The sequence below is a fragment of the Dyadobacter sp. CY312 genome, assembly GCF_021390535.1.
Classification (GTDB): domain Bacteria; phylum Bacteroidota; class Bacteroidia; order Cytophagales; family Spirosomataceae; genus Dyadobacter.
In genome coordinates this window covers 59,126-79,722 of the sequence record NZ_JAJUXG010000020.1, presented here as the reverse complement: position 1 = coordinate 79,722, position 20,597 = coordinate 59,126, and the positions used below count along the sequence as shown (strand labels likewise).

General features: G+C 42.3%; 12 protein-coding genes. 3 read left to right on the top strand and 9 right to left on the bottom strand.

The genetic code is table 11. The features are described from left to right. Positions 1–3: 3 nt before the first annotated feature. Complete coding sequence (locus tag LZG71_RS25515; RefSeq protein WP_233825291.1) at positions 4–1,497, bottom strand: RagB/SusD family nutrient uptake outer membrane protein; 1,494 nt, start codon at positions 1,495–1,497, stop codon at positions 4–6. A 10-nt stretch (positions 1,498–1,507) separates the two neighbouring features. Beyond that, positions 1,508–4,549 carry a TonB-dependent receptor gene (locus LZG71_RS25510; protein WP_233825289.1) on the bottom strand — a complete coding sequence of 1,014 codons (3,042 nt, stop codon included), beginning with the start codon at positions 4,547–4,549 and terminating at the stop codon, positions 1,508–1,510. A gap of 154 nt (positions 4,550–4,703) precedes the next feature. Here LZG71_RS25510 and LZG71_RS25505 point away from each other — a divergent pair, with 154 nt between their 5' ends. After that, the gene (locus LZG71_RS25505) at positions 4,704–5,732 is read left to right on the top strand and encodes a GntR family transcriptional regulator (protein ID WP_233825287.1); all 1,029 of its coding nucleotides are present in this window, start codon (positions 4,704–4,706) and stop codon (positions 5,730–5,732) included. A gap of 5 nt (positions 5,733–5,737) precedes the next feature. Here LZG71_RS25505 and LZG71_RS25500 read toward each other — a convergent pair whose 3' ends face one another. Next, positions 5,738–6,457 (bottom strand): NrtR DNA-binding winged helix domain-containing protein, encoded by a 720-nt coding sequence (locus tag LZG71_RS25500; RefSeq protein ID WP_233825284.1) that lies wholly within the window; start codon positions 6,455–6,457, stop codon positions 5,738–5,740. 371 nt (positions 6,458–6,828) lie between these two features. On the opposite strand from LZG71_RS25500, the gene LZG71_RS25495 reads away from it, so the two are divergent. Both LZG71_RS25495 and LZG71_RS25490 read left to right on the top strand, forming a co-directional pair. Next, complete coding sequence (locus LZG71_RS25495) at positions 6,829–9,123, top strand: TonB-dependent receptor (protein ID WP_233825282.1); 2,295 nt, start codon at positions 6,829–6,831, stop codon at positions 9,121–9,123. 316 nt (positions 9,124–9,439) lie between these two features. Beyond that, the gene (locus LZG71_RS25490; protein ID WP_233825280.1) at positions 9,440–10,435 is read left to right on the top strand and encodes a GRP family sugar transporter; all 996 of its coding nucleotides are present in this window, start codon (positions 9,440–9,442) and stop codon (positions 10,433–10,435) included. A gap of 446 nt (positions 10,436–10,881) precedes the next feature. Here the strand turns inward: LZG71_RS25490 and LZG71_RS25485 are convergent, their stop codons facing one another. From LZG71_RS25485 to LZG71_RS25460, 6 genes are all read right to left on the bottom strand, one after another. Then, positions 10,882–11,265: a LytTR family DNA-binding domain-containing protein gene (locus LZG71_RS25485; RefSeq protein WP_233825278.1), complete on the bottom strand. Its 384-nt coding sequence runs from the start codon at positions 11,263–11,265 to the stop codon at positions 10,882–10,884. A gap of 263 nt (positions 11,266–11,528) precedes the next feature. Next, a complete protein-coding gene (locus tag LZG71_RS25480) occupies positions 11,529–12,245 on the bottom strand; it encodes a DUF3823 domain-containing protein (protein WP_233825276.1) in 717 nt (238 codons plus the stop codon). A gap of 11 nt (positions 12,246–12,256) precedes the next feature. Beyond that, on the bottom strand, positions 12,257–14,104 hold the full coding sequence (locus tag LZG71_RS25475) for a RagB/SusD family nutrient uptake outer membrane protein (protein ID WP_233825274.1): 1,848 nt from the start codon (positions 14,102–14,104) through the stop codon (positions 12,257–12,259). Between the two features lie 20 nt (positions 14,105–14,124). Then, on the bottom strand, positions 14,125–17,517 hold the full coding sequence (locus LZG71_RS25470) for a SusC/RagA family TonB-linked outer membrane protein (RefSeq protein WP_233825272.1): 3,393 nt from the start codon (positions 17,515–17,517) through the stop codon (positions 14,125–14,127). 265 nt (positions 17,518–17,782) lie between these two features. After that, positions 17,783–18,904, bottom strand: a complete 1,122-nt coding sequence (locus LZG71_RS25465) for a FecR family protein (protein WP_233825271.1) — start codon at positions 18,902–18,904, stop codon at positions 17,783–17,785. 111 nt (positions 18,905–19,015) lie between these two features. Further along, positions 19,016–19,615 (bottom strand): RNA polymerase sigma factor, encoded by a 600-nt coding sequence (locus LZG71_RS25460; protein ID WP_233825270.1) that lies wholly within the window; start codon positions 19,613–19,615, stop codon positions 19,016–19,018. Positions 19,616–20,597 lie beyond the last annotated feature (982 nt).

The following is a 20,597-nucleotide window of genomic DNA, read 5'->3' as shown; positions in this document are numbered from 1 at the left end:
GAATTAGTATCCCGGGTTTTGTTCTATATCAGGATTCAGCCTCAATTCCCTTTGAGGAATGGGAAACAACAATTTGGATTCGGTAACGGTGTAAGAACCTGACACCGGTGATATGCCTTTGGGATAATAATATGCTTCCGGGTTTGCTCTGATCTTTGCTCCCTGAGCATTCATTATCGCAACGGCTTTACCGGATCTTACCAGGTCGAGCCACCTTTTGTTTTCAAATGCAAGTTCAATCTGGCGTTCTTTCAGGATCAGCTCACGGAGCTCCGCCTGTCCCGTGCTTGCGATCGGAGCCAGCCCTGTTCGGCTATGCGCGTGAACCGCATTGAGATTTGCCAGCGCCGTTGCTTTACCCTGTTCATTTTGGGCTTCGGCGAGCATCAGCAGCACTTCCGCATAACGATATACCGGCCAGTTGTCATTGGTATTCGGGGCAATTTTAGCTCCGTGGGTAAATTTCTTGATATACGGCCTGTTGGTGTAACCTTCTCCGTTGTAAAATCCAATGGAGGCTGCTTTTCTTTTATCAGATTGGTCATAGATATTTATCAGATCGGGTGTGGGCGTATTCCATCCGGCGTATGAGTTGGTGTTACCCGAAGGGAAACCCGGGATTACGCCCGGATCTGCCAGAATGGGCAGGAAATTGTAGGCAAAATTACTTGCCGAACCCGCCGTTGGCTCATCCAGATATTGTACCTCAAATATCGACTCCACATTGTTTTTGTTGTTAGGATCAAACACAGCTGCATAGTCAGACATTAAAGAATATCCCTGCACTTTTGTTAGAGCATTTTCTGCCTCTGTCCACTGTTTTAGCACCAGATGTACATTGCCCAATAGCGCATATGCAGCTCCGTTAGCCACGTAACCCTTTATTTGTTTGGATGGATCGGGTAACAGAGATGCGGCCAATGTTGCATCAGCGATGATCTGCTTGTATACATCCGCTTTTGGTGACCGAGGCAGGGAAGTTTGCTCAAAACTTGTGGGCGGGATGAGCGCCAACGGAACATCACCATAATACTGAACCAGATCAAAGTAGCAGAATGCCCTCAGGAAAAGTGCCTGCCCCTTGAAGTTGTTCTTCTGGGTTTCATCAAATGCTGCCGCGTCGATGGTCCGTAACACCTGATTGGCTCTTCCAATGATGATGTAATTGTTGTTGTATTTGTTTGAAGTAGCGCCACTATTGGCATCATCGGTGAAAAGGTCAACGTATTCTCTGTCGGCGTAACCTCTATTGCCGGCGTTGAAACTGAAAGTGGTGTTGTCAGATCGCATTTCTCCCATCGACCACGCACCTGCGTCTGCCAGTCCGGTGCCGTACAAAGTTCTGAGTGGGTTATAAAGCCCTACAATGGCTTGTTGGAAATCGGACTCCGTTTTGTAAAAATCTGCTGCGGATACCACTGTTTCAGGCACCTTGGTAAGGAAATCGTCTGAGCAGGACGAAAGAAGAGCGCCGAGTATAAAAAGTTTGAATTTCATGATCCCGATGTTAAAGATTAAAGTTAATACCAAGCGTAAATGTGCGCGGAACAGGGTAGGTGGTGTAATCACTTCCTGAGAACAGTCCGCCCGCGGCTGAAACTTCCGGATTGCCGCCTGGATATTTGGTGAAAACAAATGCATGTTGAATGCTGGTGTACACGCGTAGTCCGTGGATGTATTTGTTTTCTTTCAGCCCAACCTGGTAACCCAGCGTGATATTCTTGATGGTGAAATAATTGGCGTTGTAAATGAATTTGGAGCTGGACCAGTCGCGTTCGTAGCCGGTGGTATTCGCTTTTGATTTTCCATAAATTCCAGCACCCGGATCTTCTTCGGATCGCCATCTTTGTGATACACCTTTCAGGACGTTAAATGTACCGTCCAGGTTGGTGGTGAATCTTTCGCTTACGTTTATGATTTTATTTCCGAAAGCACCTGCACCGACAATGGAAAGATCAAAGTTCTTGTAAGTGAAGGAGTTGGTGATACCGAATATGGCTTTCGGCGCACTATTGCCGACTACGGTTTTGTCGCGGTCATCGTTTGTTACAATCCCGTCACCATTCACATCTTTGAATTTTACAGTTCCAACTTCCGCCCCTGCATACCTGGGTGAGCTGTCGAAATCTGCCTGGTCTTTGTAAACACCAAGCCATTCCAATGCATACAATTGCCCAAGAGGTTTGCCAACTTCGGTGATGGTATTGTCTCCGAAAATGGCCGCATTTGCAGTACCCAAAGCCAATGCTTTATTTTTATTAAATGAAATGTTGAAATCTGTGTTCCAGGTTAAATTCCCTCTCAGATTTTGCGAGCTCAGCGTAAATTCATGCCCCCAGAATGCGAGCTTGCCGATGTTGGTAGCAAAGTTGAAAAAACCGGAAGAGATTGGAATGTCGACTGTATACAACAATGCATCTGTTGTTTTGTGATAATAGTCGTATCCGAAATTGATCCGGTTATTAAGAAAGTTAATATCCACACCCAAATCCAGCTCTTTGGTGTTTTCCCAGCCTAGTGCAGTATTGTTCAGGCCGGCGATACTTTTACCGCTCACATACTGGTTTCCGACAGGGTTGTTGGTAGCAACCACACTTGCGTATTGTGTGTAATTACCCACGTTGTTGTTGCCTATTACACCATAACTAGCTCTCAATTTCAGGAAAGAAACCGCCTTGATGTTTGACATAAATGCCTCGTCTGAGATGATCCAGCCCGCCGATACCGAAGGGAAATTTCCCCATCTTTTGTCAACCCCGAATTTCGAGGATCCGTCTCTTCTGATTGCTGCAGATAAAATGTACTTCTGCTTAAAATTGTAGTTGACACGACCAACATAAGACAACAGCGTCCAATCCTGAATGTCCGTACCGCCTGTGATGGTTTTTGCTGCATTGAAGGTTTGCACCTTATTGTCCGGAAATCCGGTTGCCGAGAAAGATCCTGTTTCTGAGTGTGCGGTTTGAGAGGTATATCCACCGAGAATATCAAACTGATGTTCACCTATGCTTTTCTGGTAAGAAAGGGTATTTTCCCAAAGCCATGAGTAACCCAGCGAATTTCCATGTGACGCATTAATTCGGGAAACATCTGATTCATTGGGTGCATTGAATACGTTTCCTGCCGTGGACGGATAGAAGTAATCAGATACTGAATTTCCCAAATCAATATTAATACTCGATTTGTAGGTAAGTCCGTTTATTGGTTCTATTTCAATGAATCCGTTGGCAAGAAGCCCACTGTTTCTGGCCTTATTTTTAACTACCTGCACCTGATTATACCAGTTTGGTCCGTCCGCAGTTCCATAACCATTGGTATTTAGCGGAATTGATCCGTCAGCATTTTTGTATGGCGCCAGAGGCGAAGTCAATAGAGACGACTGAACAATACTTGGAGAATTGTACCAGATACCGTCACTTTGAGGAGTGTGATTCGAAGAGAATGTCGGAGCAGCATTGAAACCTACCTTCACTTTGTCATTAAACTTGTAATCGGTGTTGATACGAAGCGAGTACCTGCTGTAATCCGAATTCAGAAGTACACCATTTTGCTTGAAATAACCTGCAACCACAGAAGTACTAAACTTGTCTTTACTGCTATTGAAAGAAACAGAATAGTTCTGAATGGAAGCTGAGCGCGTTACTGCATCGTACCAGTTTGTCCCTTCTCCGTACTGCTCCGGATTTTGAAATATATCCGGAACTGTTTGCCCATTTTCGATCGCAACTTCTTTTTTAAATTGTGCAAATTCGGTTGCATTCATCATATCAGGTCTTCCTTTTTGAGGAATTTGCTGAATACCGGTGTAAGCACTCACACTGATCGTCGAAGTTCCCGCCTTTGCTCTTTTGGTGGTTACAATAACAACACCATTTGCCGCCCTGGATCCATAAAGAGAAGTAGAAGAAGCGTCCTTTAAGACAGAGATTGTTTCAATTTCATCCGGATTGATGTTGGCAATATTTCCTGTAATTGGAAAGCCATCCACAACATAAAGCGGCTCAGAACCCGCCGATATGGAAGCCTGTCCGCGTATTCTGACAGACATACCTTGTCCGGGTATCCCGGTGGTCTGGTTTATCTGAACGCCGGCAAGTTTCCCCTGTAATTTTTGAGTGAGCTGAGAAGCCGGTATGTCTTTTAACTCCTTCTGATTTACTGTCTGTACGGCACCTGTTACATTGTGTTTGCTTTGCGATCCGTATGCTACAATAACAACGTCATCGAGATTTTGGGACTGAGCATCCAGCTCAACATTGATCACTGACCTGCCAGCAACTGCAACCTCTTGTACTTTGTAGCCAATAAATGAAAATGAAAGTATTGCATTGGCATCAGAGGATATCGCGTATTTCCCGTTTACATCTGTTGTTACACCCGTGGTTGTACCTTTCACCGTTACCGTTGCACCCGGCATTGGTATCTTCTTATCATCCGTAACCGTACCCGATATATTGGTTTGCGCTAAAAGCTGTACGCAGCTGAAAAGGACTATGACCAGGGCTTGCGACAGAAACCGGATGGAAATACTGTAGACATTTGTTTTCATAGAAGCTTTTTTGGGTTAAGTGACATGGTTTTTTCTTTAATGATTCATAAAATTTATTTCCTTTGTATCAAAGTGATACAAATGTAGATTATTGGTTTTTATCAACCGTCCCTAACTGTCCTGATTTAGTTTCTAATTTCATTTATATTTTTCCATGAAAAATTACCTGTCCATTCTCTCGGTTGACGTTTTCAGTGTAACCCCCAAATATGTTCAGGTGATGAACGGATTTATTGCAGGTATTGAAAGGGGCGAAATTTCGAAAGGCGACATGCTGCCGTCGATCAATTGCTTAAGCTATGATCTGGAAGTTTCAAGAAATACGATTGAGCGCGTGTACTATGAACTTAAAAAGATGGGAATTGCAGCATCGATTCCGGGCAAGGGCGTATACATCACAAACACCGATTTCAAAAGACCGTTGAAAGTTCTTTTGTTGTTCAATAAACTGAGCAGTCACAAAAAGATCATATATGACAGTCTGGTGATGCATTTAGGAGAATGTGCAACGATTGACTTTTACGTTTACAACAATGATTTCAACCTGTTTAAAAGAATAATAACTGAAAAAATAGATAGCGACTATTCTAAATTTATCATTGTTCCTCATTTTATGGAACATGCCGATAAGGCCCATGAAGTGGTGAATCTTATACCAAAAGACAAGCTGATTTTGGTAGATAAGCTTATGGATGATGTCACAGGAAGTTTTGCAGCTGTTTATGAAAACTTTGAGAAAGATATCTATGAGGCTCTTTTGCAATTACTTGACCGGCTCAGTCAGTATCACACCCTAAAACTCGTTTTCCCGGTCACGACGTATCATCCAAAGGATATTATTGAAGGATTCAGCGCTTTTTGCAACGATTATAACTTTGGTTGTGAGCTCATTGGGAATATAGAAAATGAGGTAGTTGTTCCGGGTACGGTTTACATTAATCTCATGGAAGATGATCTGGTTACGCTAATCGAAAAAATAATGGATGTGAAAATGAGAATAGGAGTGGATGTAGGCCTGATCTCGTACAATGAAACGTCGATCAAAAAATTGATTTTGAATGGCCTCACTACGATTTCAACCGATTTTGGATTTATAGGAAAAAGAACTGCTTATGCTGCGTTAAACAATAAAACAGAGCACGTACCAGCTCCGTTCACAGTAAATGTCCGCAATTCATTGTAGCAAAGTCAGGTGTTCTTAAATCGGTACATGAAAGGAGCTTTGTGCGCATATTTGACAGAATCCTCGGCACGTTCCAGAATATCCAGACTGAGAATTTTACGTTGAAAATTAGAACGTAGCAGCGGCTCACCCAGAATGGTTTCGTATAGATTTTTCAAGGTTGCCATGGTGAACGTTTCAGGCAATAAATTGAAGCCAATTTTTTTGTCAAGATTTTCACGCAGCACGCTCAGAGCCTTATCAACAATTGATTTATGGTCCAGTATTAAGGGTGGTAAATCATGGATGTCATACCAGGTACAGCTGTCAGAAAGGGCGTCAGTAGTTGGAATGGCTTTGGTGAAATCCACAAGCGCATAGTATCCAACAGAAAAAAAACGCCCCAAAATCCAATGCTCGGGGTCGGGTGCAATACCCTGGCCTTGCATGATGATTTTAATGGTGTCAATATTGTTTCGATTGTAGTCGCCAAAGACATGGAATTGTTCCAGAAAGATGTCCGAAAGGCCTGTTTTGGAAGCCAGTATTCTTTTGGCAGCATCGTTCAGGTCTTCTTTTTCATAAATATAGCCACCTGGTAATGCAAAGAGATTCGTGTCTCCATGCTCGATGATCAAGATCTTCAATTGGTCGTTGTTGAAACCAAAAATTACAGCATCAATGGCAAGGCCTTTAACGAAACCTTCACCATACTTACTGATTTCACCAGGAACTGTCTGACGCATTAAATTTGAGTTTGAGGAATACTATGAATGACAAATTTAGGTATAAAGCGCGGTTGTTCGACTTATTTAATGGTGTGGGGAGCGTCTAAAAAATTCGTAATGCAGATATAAATTCCATTCTTACGCATTCAAAATTCCGTATTTTTTCGTCAGCATTAATCCTGTTTTTGGCTGGTTCATTTTGTGTTTTTATTCTTAAAAGGATTGAACGCTGGTTATCTCAGAAGCAGATGATCCCAGGACATGTCAATTACAACTCTGATTTTGCTCCTACTTCCCTGAGTTATTAAAATGCTAATGCCTTGCGTATATGAATAAAAGATTTGTAGATTTGTTTTTATTTATAACAAGTCCAAATAAAAACAAATACAATGCTTAAATTTTTAACACTCATTTTGTCCATTCTTTCATTGCAGGGTTTGGCTCAGCACGGCACCATTAAGGGCACTGTGACCACATCCGACGGCCAACCTGCTGAATTTGTAAATATTGTTCTCGAAAAAACGACTAAGGGGACTGTCGTCAATGAAGCTGGCCATTATGTAATCAATAAAGTTCCTGCCGGAACATATACGCTTACGGCAAGTTTTACCGGACTTGTTACGCAAAAGAGTACCTTAACCGTGACAGCCGGAGAAACCAGCTCCGTAAATTTCACTCTGGCGGAGGACAACCAACAATTGCAGGAGGTTGTTGTAAGTGGTGATAGCCGGCTGGTGAATAAAGAAACTGACTATGTGGCACGGATGCCTTTGAAAAATCTAGAAAATCCCCAGGTCTATCAAGTGGTGGGTAAGGATCTGATGAAAGAGCAAATGATGACTGATGTGAAGGATGTCTTTCGGGCCGCGGCCGGTGTTGCGCCTACAGAATATGTTACCGGAAGTTTCGCCGTTGTGTTCAGAGGTTTTACGAACTTCGACTACGCAAGAAACGGTATGGCGACCTCGGTTTACCGCACCGGAACGGAAATCGCAAATCTTGAACGGATCGAAATGATCAAAGGCCCGTCAGGTACGTTGTTTGGCTCGCAGGTTTCCACTTTTGGCGGGGCTATGAATTTGGTTACCAAGAAACCCTATGCCGCTTTTGGTGGCGAAGTGGGTTACAGCATGGGAAGTTTTGATTTAAGCAGAGCAACGGTTGATATAAATACCCCGCTGAATGAAGAAAAAACAGTACTACTCAGATTCAACGCCGTTAACCATCAGCAGAACAGTTCAAATGAATACGGAAAAAATAAAAGATTTGTAATCAGTCCAAGCCTTTCTTACCAGGCCAGCGATCGCCTTTCGTTCCTGTTTGATTTTGAATATTTCAAAAGTAACGCCACCCGCCTGTCCTACACACTGCTTTTTGCGGATCAGGTTCCTTTCAAATCCACAAAAGATATTCCGCTGGGTTTTAAAAAATCTTTCTTTCATAATGACTTGCTCAGCGATGCGCAGGCCACAAAATATTTTGGGCAGGCCAAATATCAGATCAGTAAAAACTGGACATCAACCACAGGCATGTCGCATGTAAACGAATTTTTGAATCATAGTTATCAGCCCTATGTGAACTGGATCAGTGCCGATACAGCCGTTACCAGTATCAGACATTTTGGGCCAAGAGAAAGAACGTATGCCAATGTCCAGCAGAATTTTAACGGCAGCTTCAATACCGGCCGTTTTCAGCACAACCTGTTGATAGGAGCAAGTTATGAATACAACGATGAAACAGTTACTTACAGCATTATTCCTCTTGACAAGATCAATATCAACGACTCCTTTGAAAGATCAGGCCTGAGCAGAGTGAACAGTATTTTGGCAGACCCTTCCACAACTGCATTGCACGACGCATACGGTGGAAATGCTCTGGGCATATATGTTTCTGATGTGATCAACTGGACAGATCGTTTATCAACGATGCTGAGCCTTCGTTATAATCGATTTGAGCAAACTTATGAAGGAGGTTTTGTGCAGCCGTCGCTTTCTCCTAAACTGGGAATTGTTTATCAGATAGTAAAAGATCAGGTATCGCTGTTTGGAAATTTTATGAACGGGTTTCAAAACCAGGGACCTGTTGAGCAGCCTAATGGCAGTCTGTTTAAGCCAAAGCCGGTTTTTGCGAATCAGTTGGAGGCTGGTATAAAAGCCGAACTGCCAGGAAATAAACTGGGTGGCAGTATCAGTTATTATCATATTGGGGTTGACAATGCTTTGCGTACCGATGATGCACTATACAGTTTTCAAGACGGCGAGCAGGTAAGCAAAGGCGTTGAGGTTGAACTTACGGCCAACCCTGTATCGGGCCTGAATATCATTGCCGGATATGGGTTTAATGAAAACAAATTTACCAAAGCTGATGTATATGAGGGGAAATTCCAGACACAAGCACCACAACATATCGTCAACTACTGGTTTAGCTACCGTTTGCCTTTCCAGAATCTTAAAGGTGTTGGATTGGGTTTCGGAGGAAATTATGTGAGCGATTCGTTCGTTAATTCTAGCAACACGTATACGATTCCATCATATCAGACCATTAATGCGACCGCTTTTTATCAAAAAGACAAATGGAAGCTTGGTTTTAAACTAAACAATATATCCAATGAGAAATATTGGGATTCGGTAGGAAATGCGCAATTTACCAGAAACTTTGTGACCAGCTTTTCATTTAAATTTTGAAAAATATTCGGGCTGCAAAATAATTTCAGGCCGAAATTTTCTTAGGATTTGAAATCATGCTTACATTCACTTAATGAAAAAACAAAATTTAGTTTCTTCGACTTCCTTCTGGTGGCACAATATCCAATTCTGGTATTGTGAACGCTGGCTTTCCTGGTAATATTTCTTTCGATTTATATACAAGGCTCTCTGTTCACAGAGGGCCTTTTTTTGCTCTTATGATTCGACTTTTTGTGCATGAACGCACCTTTGAGACACTAAAATGGATATCGCCATTCGTGACCGGGTTATTGTAACATTTTAACAATTAAATCTTATGTTCGTTATTGACAGTTACTCTACCGAAGTATTTTTTTGTTTAATTACGATGATTTCATGGGGTTCAAGCTCAAACACCCAAAAACTCGTTAGTCCTGATTGGAGAGTTGAACTTTTTTGTTGGGACTATGCCTTCGGAATACTAGTAATGTCACTAATCTTCGCGTTAACGATGGGTAGTTATGGAATTGAAGGGCGGAGCTTTATTGCTGATATTCAACAAGCCAGAATTGAAAGCATTGCTAATGCGCTGCTGGGAGGCATTATTTTTAACGCCGCCAACATTTTATTTTTAACAGCTGTATCAATTGCCGGCATCTCCGTTGCCTTTTCTGTTGGTTCTGGCTTGTCTCTGGTAATTGAAGTCATTGTCAATTACTTAACTTCACCTATTGGAAATGCTAGCCTTCTTTTTTCAGGCGTGTTACTTATTGTTATTGCTATTCTATTAAACACAACAGCCTATACACGAATGTCAACAGCTGCCAGATCCATTTCTATAAAGGGGCTGTTGATCTCAATCATTAGCGGAATTTTGATGGGTCTTTTCTTTAAATATGTTACCAACTCAATGTTCCTGGACTTCAAAGTACCGCTTGAAGGGAAACTTAGCCCTTACTCTGCTGTATTCATATTCGCCGTAGGTTTTTTGATCAGTAATATTGTTTTAAATACATTCATCATGTTTAAACCCATTGTTGGTATTCCTGTTAAGTATTCCGACTATTTTAAAGGCACTTTCAAAAACCATCTTTTAGGTTTTATTGGTGGAGCGATATGGTGTATTGGAATGTCTTTTAGTATCATAGCTTCTGACAAAGCAGGAACAGCTATTTCTTATGGATTGGCATCTGGGGCAATTGTTGTAGCATCCATCTGGGGTATTTATTTTTGGAAGGAATTCAAAAACGCACCAAAAGGTACTAATTACATTCTAAACACCATGTTAGTTTCATTTCTGATAGGGTTAATACTTATTGTCATTTCAAGATAGCTCCTGGTTGTATGAGAAAACAGTGGGTATTTTTGACATTATCACACTTGCTCTGTTCCAAAGGGTTGAACAACGACAAGAGCTCGGCAGCATTCAAATTCCAAATCAGAAACTGATACATATATGTAACCCTCTATTGAATGTGAAGCAGCAAAAGTACCGCCGCCGGTGTATCTGGCTTGTACTTTCTCAGCAGTTTGGTATGTTGGGCCATAACATCCACAGTCTTCGTCATCATTTGAACATGATTATACAAGAAAGAACAGTACGCTAAAGTAAAATGGACCCCTGGAGAAAGTATACATAATAGAACGTTTCCTGGTAATTACATAAAGATACAATCTTGGAGAAAAAGTTGTGATAGTGGGCAAATTAGAAACTACACTAGATCAAGCGAATGAACGACTTACACCAGAAGGACGTGTATACGTTTGGATAAGATGCCACTAACTTTGTAATAACTGTTTTATCTCTTCCCTTTTACCTCTGGATATAGGTATCTCCGATCCATCTATGAGTAACAAAAAATCGCCAAATTCTCTCTTCCAGCTTTTGATTGACTCTTTATTTACCAGATGAGATTGATGACAGCGAACAAAGCCATAATTCCTCAATAATTCATCATAAAAGAACATTGGCTTGCAAATAAGCAGCCTCTCGCCGCCTACAAGATAAAATGTGGTGTAATTGTTAGCAGATTCGCACCGGATAATCCCACTTGTTTTTACAAAACGCGTCTCTCTGGTAGTTGTTAAGGCAATGCGTTGTTCGGCACGTTTATTATTATCCTTCAAAAAATGCATTAGGTTGCTGAGCAATTGATTTTCCATTTTTAACGAATGCTGCTGGTACGCTCGCTGGACAGCAGCTTGTAGTTCTTCAATTGAAACGGGTTTCAACAAGTAGTCTGAGAAATCAATATGCTAAGCGCCCCCATTGACAAGAATTTTATCGCCAGCTTCCGTAATCAAAAAGCCATGGCCGGATTTCGTTTCATCCGGCCATGGCTTTGACACATTACAAGGCTTTTGTATTACCAAAATTCAAAACTTCCTGGTGTTATGGATTCGATGAAACATTTCAGGATAACTTGTCATAACTTCTGTGTTGGTGAATATATCAAGTCCGTCACATTTCTGGTCTTAACACCTACACGGGCAAACAGTAATCCTGTTTTTTTTAGATTTAACTTTTGACCAGAGGTTAAGGTTTTCAAATTAACGGTAATGGTATTGATACCCGGCACCAATGTAGTGAATGATTGTTCATAGGTTTTTGAGGTGTTATCCACGATGGCGGTTGTGCCGAGTTGCAGCACAACCCTTTCCAACTCTGCAGATGCCACCACCTTTTCAAGATTGAACCTGGCTGTCAAAACCGAATCGGTGTAAGTGCTTGAATAATCGGAGATCCAGAAGTACGGAGTTACATCAAAATTGAGGTTCTCAGCTTGCCCGTTTAGGGAAAAGCGGAGAGTATCGTTATTGGGTTGCCATGGCCCGCGGCCCGGTGTCAGGTTCAGATAGTAATCTCCGTCAAATGTGTTCACAGTAAAGCTACCATCTTGTTTTGTGAATACTTTTACAAAGCCCTGTACCCAGCCATCGCCCGTCTGGTGCAATTGAAGCATATTGGACCCCGTTGCATCGGAAGCAGTGGCCATCAGTTGCATCGGCTGACCTTTGTACAAAAACTGTCCTGAAACCGTGGAGGTGGGGTAGTCCCAGTTATCAATCTCGGTGCTGCACCCGGATAAGAAACCGGCGGTAATGGATAAAATGAATAGTCGGAATATTGATCGTATAGTCATAAGATAAATGCTTATTGTAATGGATTGTTTACCAGCTTAGGGTTATTTGCACGCCAACCGGGCTGAATCGCAGTGTAGTAATTCATCAATGGGAAATTCCTTGGGTTGGGAGCCATCTTGAATGACAACTGTTTGGTAAAGACCCATTTGCCATCATTTGCATCACCCGAGGCTACAACTTTATAAGGATAAAGCGAATACATTTGTGCATTCGGATCGTTGGGAATTCCATTCCAAATTGTGTGCGCCAGCCTCCATCGTTTCAAATCCCAGAACCGGTGATCTTCAAATGCAAATTCGACACGGTATTCGTTGACGATGTGATTAAAGGTTATGGTTGATGCCGACAACGGCTGGATGCCCCCACGTTTGCGGGTCGCATTGATGTGTGTCACAGCCTTGGTTTTATCACCCAGTTCGAAAGAAGCTTCCGCCGCGATCAGGTATGCTTCGGCGATTCTGAAACGAGGCCACCACATTTCGCTGAATCCCGGATTCAGACCTGCATTCGGGGATTCGTCCAAAAATTTGCGAACCAAAAAGCCGGTTTTATTTACAAAATTGTCAGAGTTAGACGCAGGACCGTTAAGTGAAGTAATAAGGTTTCCTTGAGCGTCTTTTCCGTTTACGACAGAAGTTCTCAGTACATAGCCATCACCGGATTTATTGAGCTGACCAGCCTGGAGAACTACTGGTGTCTGACGGTATAGTGCATTAGGATATATTACGGTACCCCATAAACGTGCATCCTTTTTGGTAAAAGGGTCTTCAACTGAGTTATAAAAGACGTAGCTACCATTCGTTGTAGTCGTTTTGACAGCAGGATCGCTACCATCCTTGTTCTCAAATGCTTCCACCAGATTCAATACAGCTCCCAGCGCATTTCCCTCCGTGAAGTCACGGTTAGAATAGGGCATTGTAAAGTTGGTAAATTGTGTGACCACATTGGGACGCAGCCGGTCCATGGCCCAGATTACCTCCGTGTTTCCGGCCTTGACGCTGGTTGCTTTATAGAATGACTCGCCCGGATTAGCGGCATCAATCTGTAATACATATGGGCTCTGCGTTATCACTTGCTCGGCAGTCTCTTGTGCCAGTTTATAGTATTTCTCTGACTGATCTGATGGTATTCCGGCTTCCCAGTTGGGTGTGCGGACTGTTGGTGTAAGCTTAGTGCCATAGTTGGCAATGGAGCCGGCATAAACGGCGGCTCTTGCTTTCAGCATCATCGCTGCCCATTTGTTTGCGATCCCTCCGTTTGTTGTTTTTGATGCCGTCAGACCTGTTGCAGCCAGATCACATTGAGCAATAACATAATCATAAATTCCGGCTTCGGTAGAACGGGGTACCTGGAAACGTTCAGGATCAACACCGGACTCGTAAGTAAAAACAGTATCTCCCAAAATTGGCATTCCGCCAAAACTGCGCGCCATACAGAAATGATACCACGCCCGCAGGAAAATACATTGCGCTTCCAGTTCCCGGCGGTCGGCTTCCAGCAGGGCTGCTCGTGCGGGAGCGGAACGAATACCTGCCAGAAATTGATTCATCCTGCGGACAAGTTCGTAATCATATGTCTGAAAGAAATCGCGTGGGATCACCTTTTCGGCATCGGTTGTTGTTGCCGGGCCATATGAAAGATTAGCTTCATCCAACAGGTGATAATTGGCATGATTACCGTTATTCTGGCCGTAATTAACAGAGTTGTAAAAGTTGGCTAACACGGACTGAGCAAGTACTTTGTCTGTAAACACACCTGACTCCGGCAAAATATTAGTCGGCTCTGTATCCAGTTGCGTTATACAACCTCCCATGGATAGCAAGAAAGCCATTATGAATAAGCGAAAGGAAATTTTCATGATTGTTGTATCTAAAAGAATTAAAGTTTTAACACAAAACCGGCGTTAACCAGCCTCGGATTGGGATAAGCAATTCCTCCGTTATGACCCATTTCAGGATCCAGCCCTCCTGGCATGTTAGTCAAAGTCAAAATGTTTTGAGCTGTAACATATACCCGCAGACCGCTCAACCTGGCTTTTTTGATAACGTGGTCGGGCAAATTGTAACCTAGCTCAATATTCCGGAGTTTCAGGTAAGTGACATTGGTTTGCCAATTGCTATTAGGCCAATGTGTGTTCATCCAGTTATTGACGCCCTTGGTAAGCAGGGGATAACGACCTATCTCGAAACCGCTGTTCTTATCCCATATGTCATTATACCATGTTGAATTATCAGCCAGATATTGAGACACGTTCGTGTTTCCATCAAAGTAGCGCATTACCCACTGTTGTTCATATGTGAACTTGGAACCACCGACAAATTCGGCTCTGAAATCAAACCCTTTCCAGCTTACTCCGGCGTTAAAAGCAAAATTGAGCCACGGGGTACCGCTGTTGACGCGGTAGGTTACGTTATTCATGTCCAGATCAGTAATGTAGCCATCGTTATTAGTATCCTGGTAGATGTAATCTCCCGGTCGAATGGTGGTATTACCAGAGTGGTCTTGGTCAATAGGGTGGTTTGCAATTTGTTCCCAGCTTTGAAACTGTCCATTGGCTACAAGTTGAAAACTACCATCCCGGAAGCGTCCCTCTGTATTACCTAAGTCACGGAACCGGTCGTAAGAATTGGCCCATCTAGGTTTGTATCGGGTACCTGTTATCCAGCGGGAAAAGGTAAAATTGCCTCCCAGGAAATAGCTAAAATCGCGAACCTGGTCTTTCCAGCCCAGATTCATCTCAATACCTTTCGTATGGTCACTGTTCAGGTTTTCCGCCGGCAGGCGGAAGCCGATTTCATTGGGGAGCAGCACGTCATAACGACTGGCTAATTCGCCTGTCTGGTGACGGTCAAACCAATCAAAACCTCCTGTTAATCGGTTGCGAAACATACCAATATCAATACCCAGATCAAGCACGTACACGCGTCCCCAGGTGATGTTATCAGTAGCCAGGCCAGTGATACGGCTGGATACAACATCTTTTCCATCTAAAATAGCCGAGCCCTGATTAAAGTTGTAACCGGTTATGTAGGTTAGCGCACCTCCTAATTCCTTACCTAAAACACCATAGGAACCGCGTAATTTTACTTCGTCGATGGTCTTGCTCAAAAAAGAGTTGTTCTTCCAGAAATCTTCCTGGGAAATCCGGTAAGCAGCTGATGCGGATGGAAAAAATCCAAAACGCTTTCCTTTTTTGTAGTAGTAAGATCCGTCATAGCGGCCCGACATTTCGAGTATATACTTGTTATCATAGTCGTAATTAAATCTTCCCAGTACACCTAACCGGTTTTGGTTGAAAGGAATTTCATCTCTAACATTAGCCGTCGATTTGGTTGTCAGAAAAGGAATTCCGTTTGCTTCCTGATTTCCCCAGATATAAACGCCGGGATAGTTAGCTGTTTTGGTCTCCATACCGGTGATCAGCTGTACATGATGCTTCTGGAAAGTCTTTTCATAGTCAAGCTGCACATTACTGGTCATTTCTTCTGAATTCTGTACATATCTTTCCAAATATCTCGCATTCCCCTGGTAGGCAATGTTGTATGTGCTCGCCGCATTATCATAACGATACAGCAGCGGAGATTTTTCTTGTAAATCGGTGCGGTAATTTTTATACCAGTAACTGACAAGTGCTCTGGCTTTCAATGAATTGGTTATCTTGTACTCCGCAGTACCGTTCAGTTGCATAATGCGTACCTGTGACTGGTAAATACCTGACATGTCTTCATTGATCCAGCCATAACTATATTGAGGATCGATAGCAGAAATACCTGGGTAACGTGAATCGTCGTTTACAAAAGGGCGTTTGGTGGGCAGATTCCTGAATGCAGCCTGTAAAGCAAAATCATAGTCATCGCCAGGAAGGCCCGGCTGCCGGTTACGTTCGAGACGTCCGTTAATGTTCATCCCAACCTTCAACTTTTTGGTAAGGTTGATATTGATGTTACTTTGAAAGTTGGTTCGGTCAAATCCATGGAAATTGCGAAGCATACTTTTCTGCTCAATTCTGTTAAAGCTGATGTAATAGTCGGTGTTGTCACTCCCTCCCGATACATTCACACTTCCATATACCTGAGGTCTGGTTTGCCAGATGTGGTTATACCAGTCAAATGATTGATAACCAGGCTCGGTTCCTGCCACCCATTTAGCATATTCTTCCCGGGTGATGGTTCTGGCCGATTCGGGCACGTTATTGTATGTCTCATCCTGAATGATTGCTTTCATGTAGGTGGCGGCATCGGCGGGCTTGTTATAACCGCCGGGCTTTTGAAGCCCATAATAACCTTGCATCGTAATGACTGGCTTTTGGTTTCGTTTTCCCTGTTTGGTAGTTACAACCAACACACCATTAGCTGCCTGCATACCGTAGATGGAGGCAGAAGCGTCTTTGAGGACTGATATATTTTCAATGTCGTTAAAATCAAGCTGGGCAAAGCTGCCATAATCTTTCTGAATTCCATCAATAATAACCAGCGGCGTTCCATAGTTACGGATCTGAAGTGTTGGCGCGCTGCCGGGAACACCGGAGGTCTGCCGGAATGTAACTCCTGGCATTTTTCCTACCAAAGCACCAGCAGAAGTAACCGTACTGGCATGTGACAGTTCATCAGCACTTACAGTCGAAATGGCACCGGAAACAGTTTCCTTTTTGTTTTTTAGACCAAAGCCCACTACAACAACTTCTTCGAGCGACTTATCGTCAAATTGCATCTGCACGTCGATAATGGTATTATTTCCTATTTCTCTTTCCAGCGTTTGGTATCCCAGAAAACTGTAAACAAGAATACCGGAATTGTCAGGGATATCCAGACTGTATTTCCCTTCGGTATCGGTAGTGGTACCTGAGAGGGTTCCTTTCAAAACGATATTAACCCCGGGTAGCCCATCTCCTTTCTCATCGGTTACTTTTCCCGTCACATTTATTTTAACAGGAAGACTGCTTCCTGATCTTGGAAGAGGCTGTAAATTTTGCCGGTTTTGAGAGTTGTCCAGGTTTAGAATGATGGTGCGCTTGTTAACTTCATAAGTCAATTTCAACGGATTCAGAAATTGGCTCAAAACCTGATCCAGCCGCTCATTGATCACATTCAGATTTACTTTCCTGTGTGACTGAATCATTTCAGGGCTGTACATGAATTTTACTTTGGCAGCATCCTCAATTTTGGACAACACGGTCTTGATTTCACTGTTATCCAGTTTTAAGGTGACCCTTTGCTGTAAAATTTCCTGTGCGTGGGAATCATGCGCACAGACGAGATCTGTGAATAGCACAAGCAAACAGAATTGAATCAACGTCACTCTCATAAAAAGCACTAGGAAGCGTTGGAAGACTAGATTTACATTCATACATTTGATTTGTTTTGTATCAATTAGTGAGATTTTTGGGCAAAGCAATTCCCGTTGGTTTTCTGATAAAAAACCATATTTGTCTAGGCAAAAAAGGGGAAGTAGCAGACCGGTAGTGGCGCAAACACTACTGGTCTGTTCTGTAGGTAGCTATGGAGTCATATCGGCTTAATGTTTATGTGATGGAAATTTATTGAAGAGAATTTCTGCAGCTCTTTATATTTATCACGATTTGTCCGTCGATGACCTCGTAAGATCCATTCATGGTTCTGCAAATCAGATTTAACTTTTCTAACAGCGGTTCATCGGCGAGAGATGCTGTCAGCGAGCATCCATAAATTTGCTGTTCGTCAAAAATGATAGGTATACCATAAGCTTTATCAAGCTTGCTGAAAATCGTACTTAGAGGAGTTTCATTGAAGACGAAATCATTTTCTGAAATCGTCTTGTCTACAATCTGTGTGCGGGAGGCAACACTTCTTTCAAAATAGCCCTGAGCCTTTTTATAAAAGACTTCCTGATTGGCCGTAAGCATGATCGCAGAAGAGGATAAATCAGTGTGATTTTGCGGAGGACTTGTCTCCCGATTAGCTGATACAGAAACCTTACCGGTTTTCACAGTAACTCTGCTGCCTTCTTCTTTTCCATAAGAGCGGATATTGAAGCTGGTGCCCAAAACCCTGACAGTTAAATCGTTGAAGTATACCAGGAAAGGTCTGTCTGGATTTTTGACCACATCAAAAAAAGCTTCTCCTTCAAGTTGAACATTCCTTTCTGCACCATCAAATGCCTCGTGGTAAGTGATGGTGCTGTTGGGTTGTAACGTGATCTTACTTCCATCTTTCAATACAACAAGTTCGGGGCTTTTTGTTCGGTTAACTCTGCTGGTGAGCTTTTGCTCTGGCGCAGCCCACGAGATGCTATCCGTATTTACAGACTGCTTCTGGGAATATGTATAGTAAAACCAGCCAATGCCGAAACTCATAATGATTGCAGCTGCCATATAAAACAGGCGGCTTGATACTTCATACCAGCGCCGGGAAGACAATTTGATGGACGGCGATAACTTTCTATGATTTTCGAGAATACGCTCTGAAAAACGTTCAATATATAAATCTGAAACGGGTATGGTTTTATCCTCTATATTTTTTAAAAACAACCTGGCAATCTCCATTTCTTTGCCCACGGAATGACTCTGTGAAGCGATGTACTCCCAATCTATATCGCTTTGCTGTTTAAAGCCATATACCCAGGCACGAAATGCGGGATCAGCAATAAAATCGCCAGACTTGAAATCATTATAATTATTCATGAAATTGAATTATGTCTCTCCTATACGATTAGAAAAATCAGGAGGGTTTATACTCAAAATCAGGATATTTTTTCAAAATAAAGTTCAACTTAAAAGTTAAACAGCTGATAACTAGTCAGTGAATGATAGAAAATAAATCAGGATATGTACCCAGTTCTCTTTCAGAATTGCAATACTCCTGACCAGCAGGTTGGAGACAGATTGTTTGTTGATACCCATAATCTGGGCAATTTCATCATTTGACAAATCCTGATAATACCTGAGAAAAAGACATTCACGTTGACGCGATGTCAACAGGGAAAAATAATTACTCATCTTCACGCTGAGCTCAGCGGAATCGTCAAGAGCAATGAGAAACATTTCCATGTTTTCGGACTCAACAGCCAGATCCTGATCTTCAACCAGGTCAAGTTCCTCACCCCGTGATTTCAGAGCTCTGATCAAATTATTGCGCAGGCACTTAAAAAGATAATTTTTTACGGATACAGGATCTCCCAGCCGGTCCCTTTTCTCAAGAAATTCCAGAAAAAGATCCTGAATAACATCCTCGACTAAAAAGCGGTCTTTGGTGAATTTACTACCATAGTGAAGCATCGGACGGAAATGCCGCGAGAGCAGAATACTCAGGGACTTGTCATCCCCTTTTTTAAACATGTCCCAGACTCCATTGTCTGATATTGGCTCCTGGTGATTTTCGAACATCTCATTCATATTTGCTGTCCAATAAGTTTGGCACCGCAATATTATAGCTGTGAAGGGAAGCAAAAATGCCCTTAAGCGATTTGACAAATATTGTAATTATTTCAAATATTACAATTTATTCAAAAAAAATTTAAATATGTAACCAGGCATTAAAATGATGTGTAAACTGAATCCGTACCAGTAATGTCACGGCCCAGGTATAATGAGCTATTGCCTCTTAAATGAATTCAGTTAGTAAATCGGATACGCCAGCCTGTCGGGCATACTTCTATTTTATTCAAAGAAGATAATTGCTCCCAGGGACCTTATTCTTCTATTGATCCCCGCAAACTTCAAGAGCGCCAATTCAAGTATAATACATGCTATTTTCTTGGTTTCGCACCATTGCTTAAATTAAATGAATGGCACCGCTATTAGGAATACCGGCCCAGCGGAAAAGCTGTCACGGCCTCGGTGTACGGTTACCATATGTTTGGGATGTTTAACCGTAAAACGGGATCCCGCATTTGATTACCTACTGGCTTTGAAGAGAGGTTTATTGATCCAAAATGATAAAATGGAACAGAATTACCCTGCTTCATACTGGATTATTCCAGATGTATATCGTGATCAATGCTCCACCGGTTTTGCTGTGCAAAACTCGTAGTGTTTTTGTACTTCTCTCAATTTAATCCAATATTATAATATCAGATCAATGGTATTTAAGTCCTTATTGGAGAATTCGGAGCCGCTGACCACTGCAATTTGGAAATTAGGTACGTGTCGTTTCGGTAGAAATTGACCGGCTTAAATAAATGATAGATAATTATTTAACTCCTGCGCAGTAATAGTCAGTAAGTGGTCAATCAGCCACGGAATCAGATGGTCCAAACGTCCCAATTCTGCATTATAACAAGCAGACAGCCCTAATTAGTTAACTAACTCTTTAATATTTTATATTTAAACACAAAATATTTTTGTTTAGTGAATATTTTCTTACTTTTGATATGTT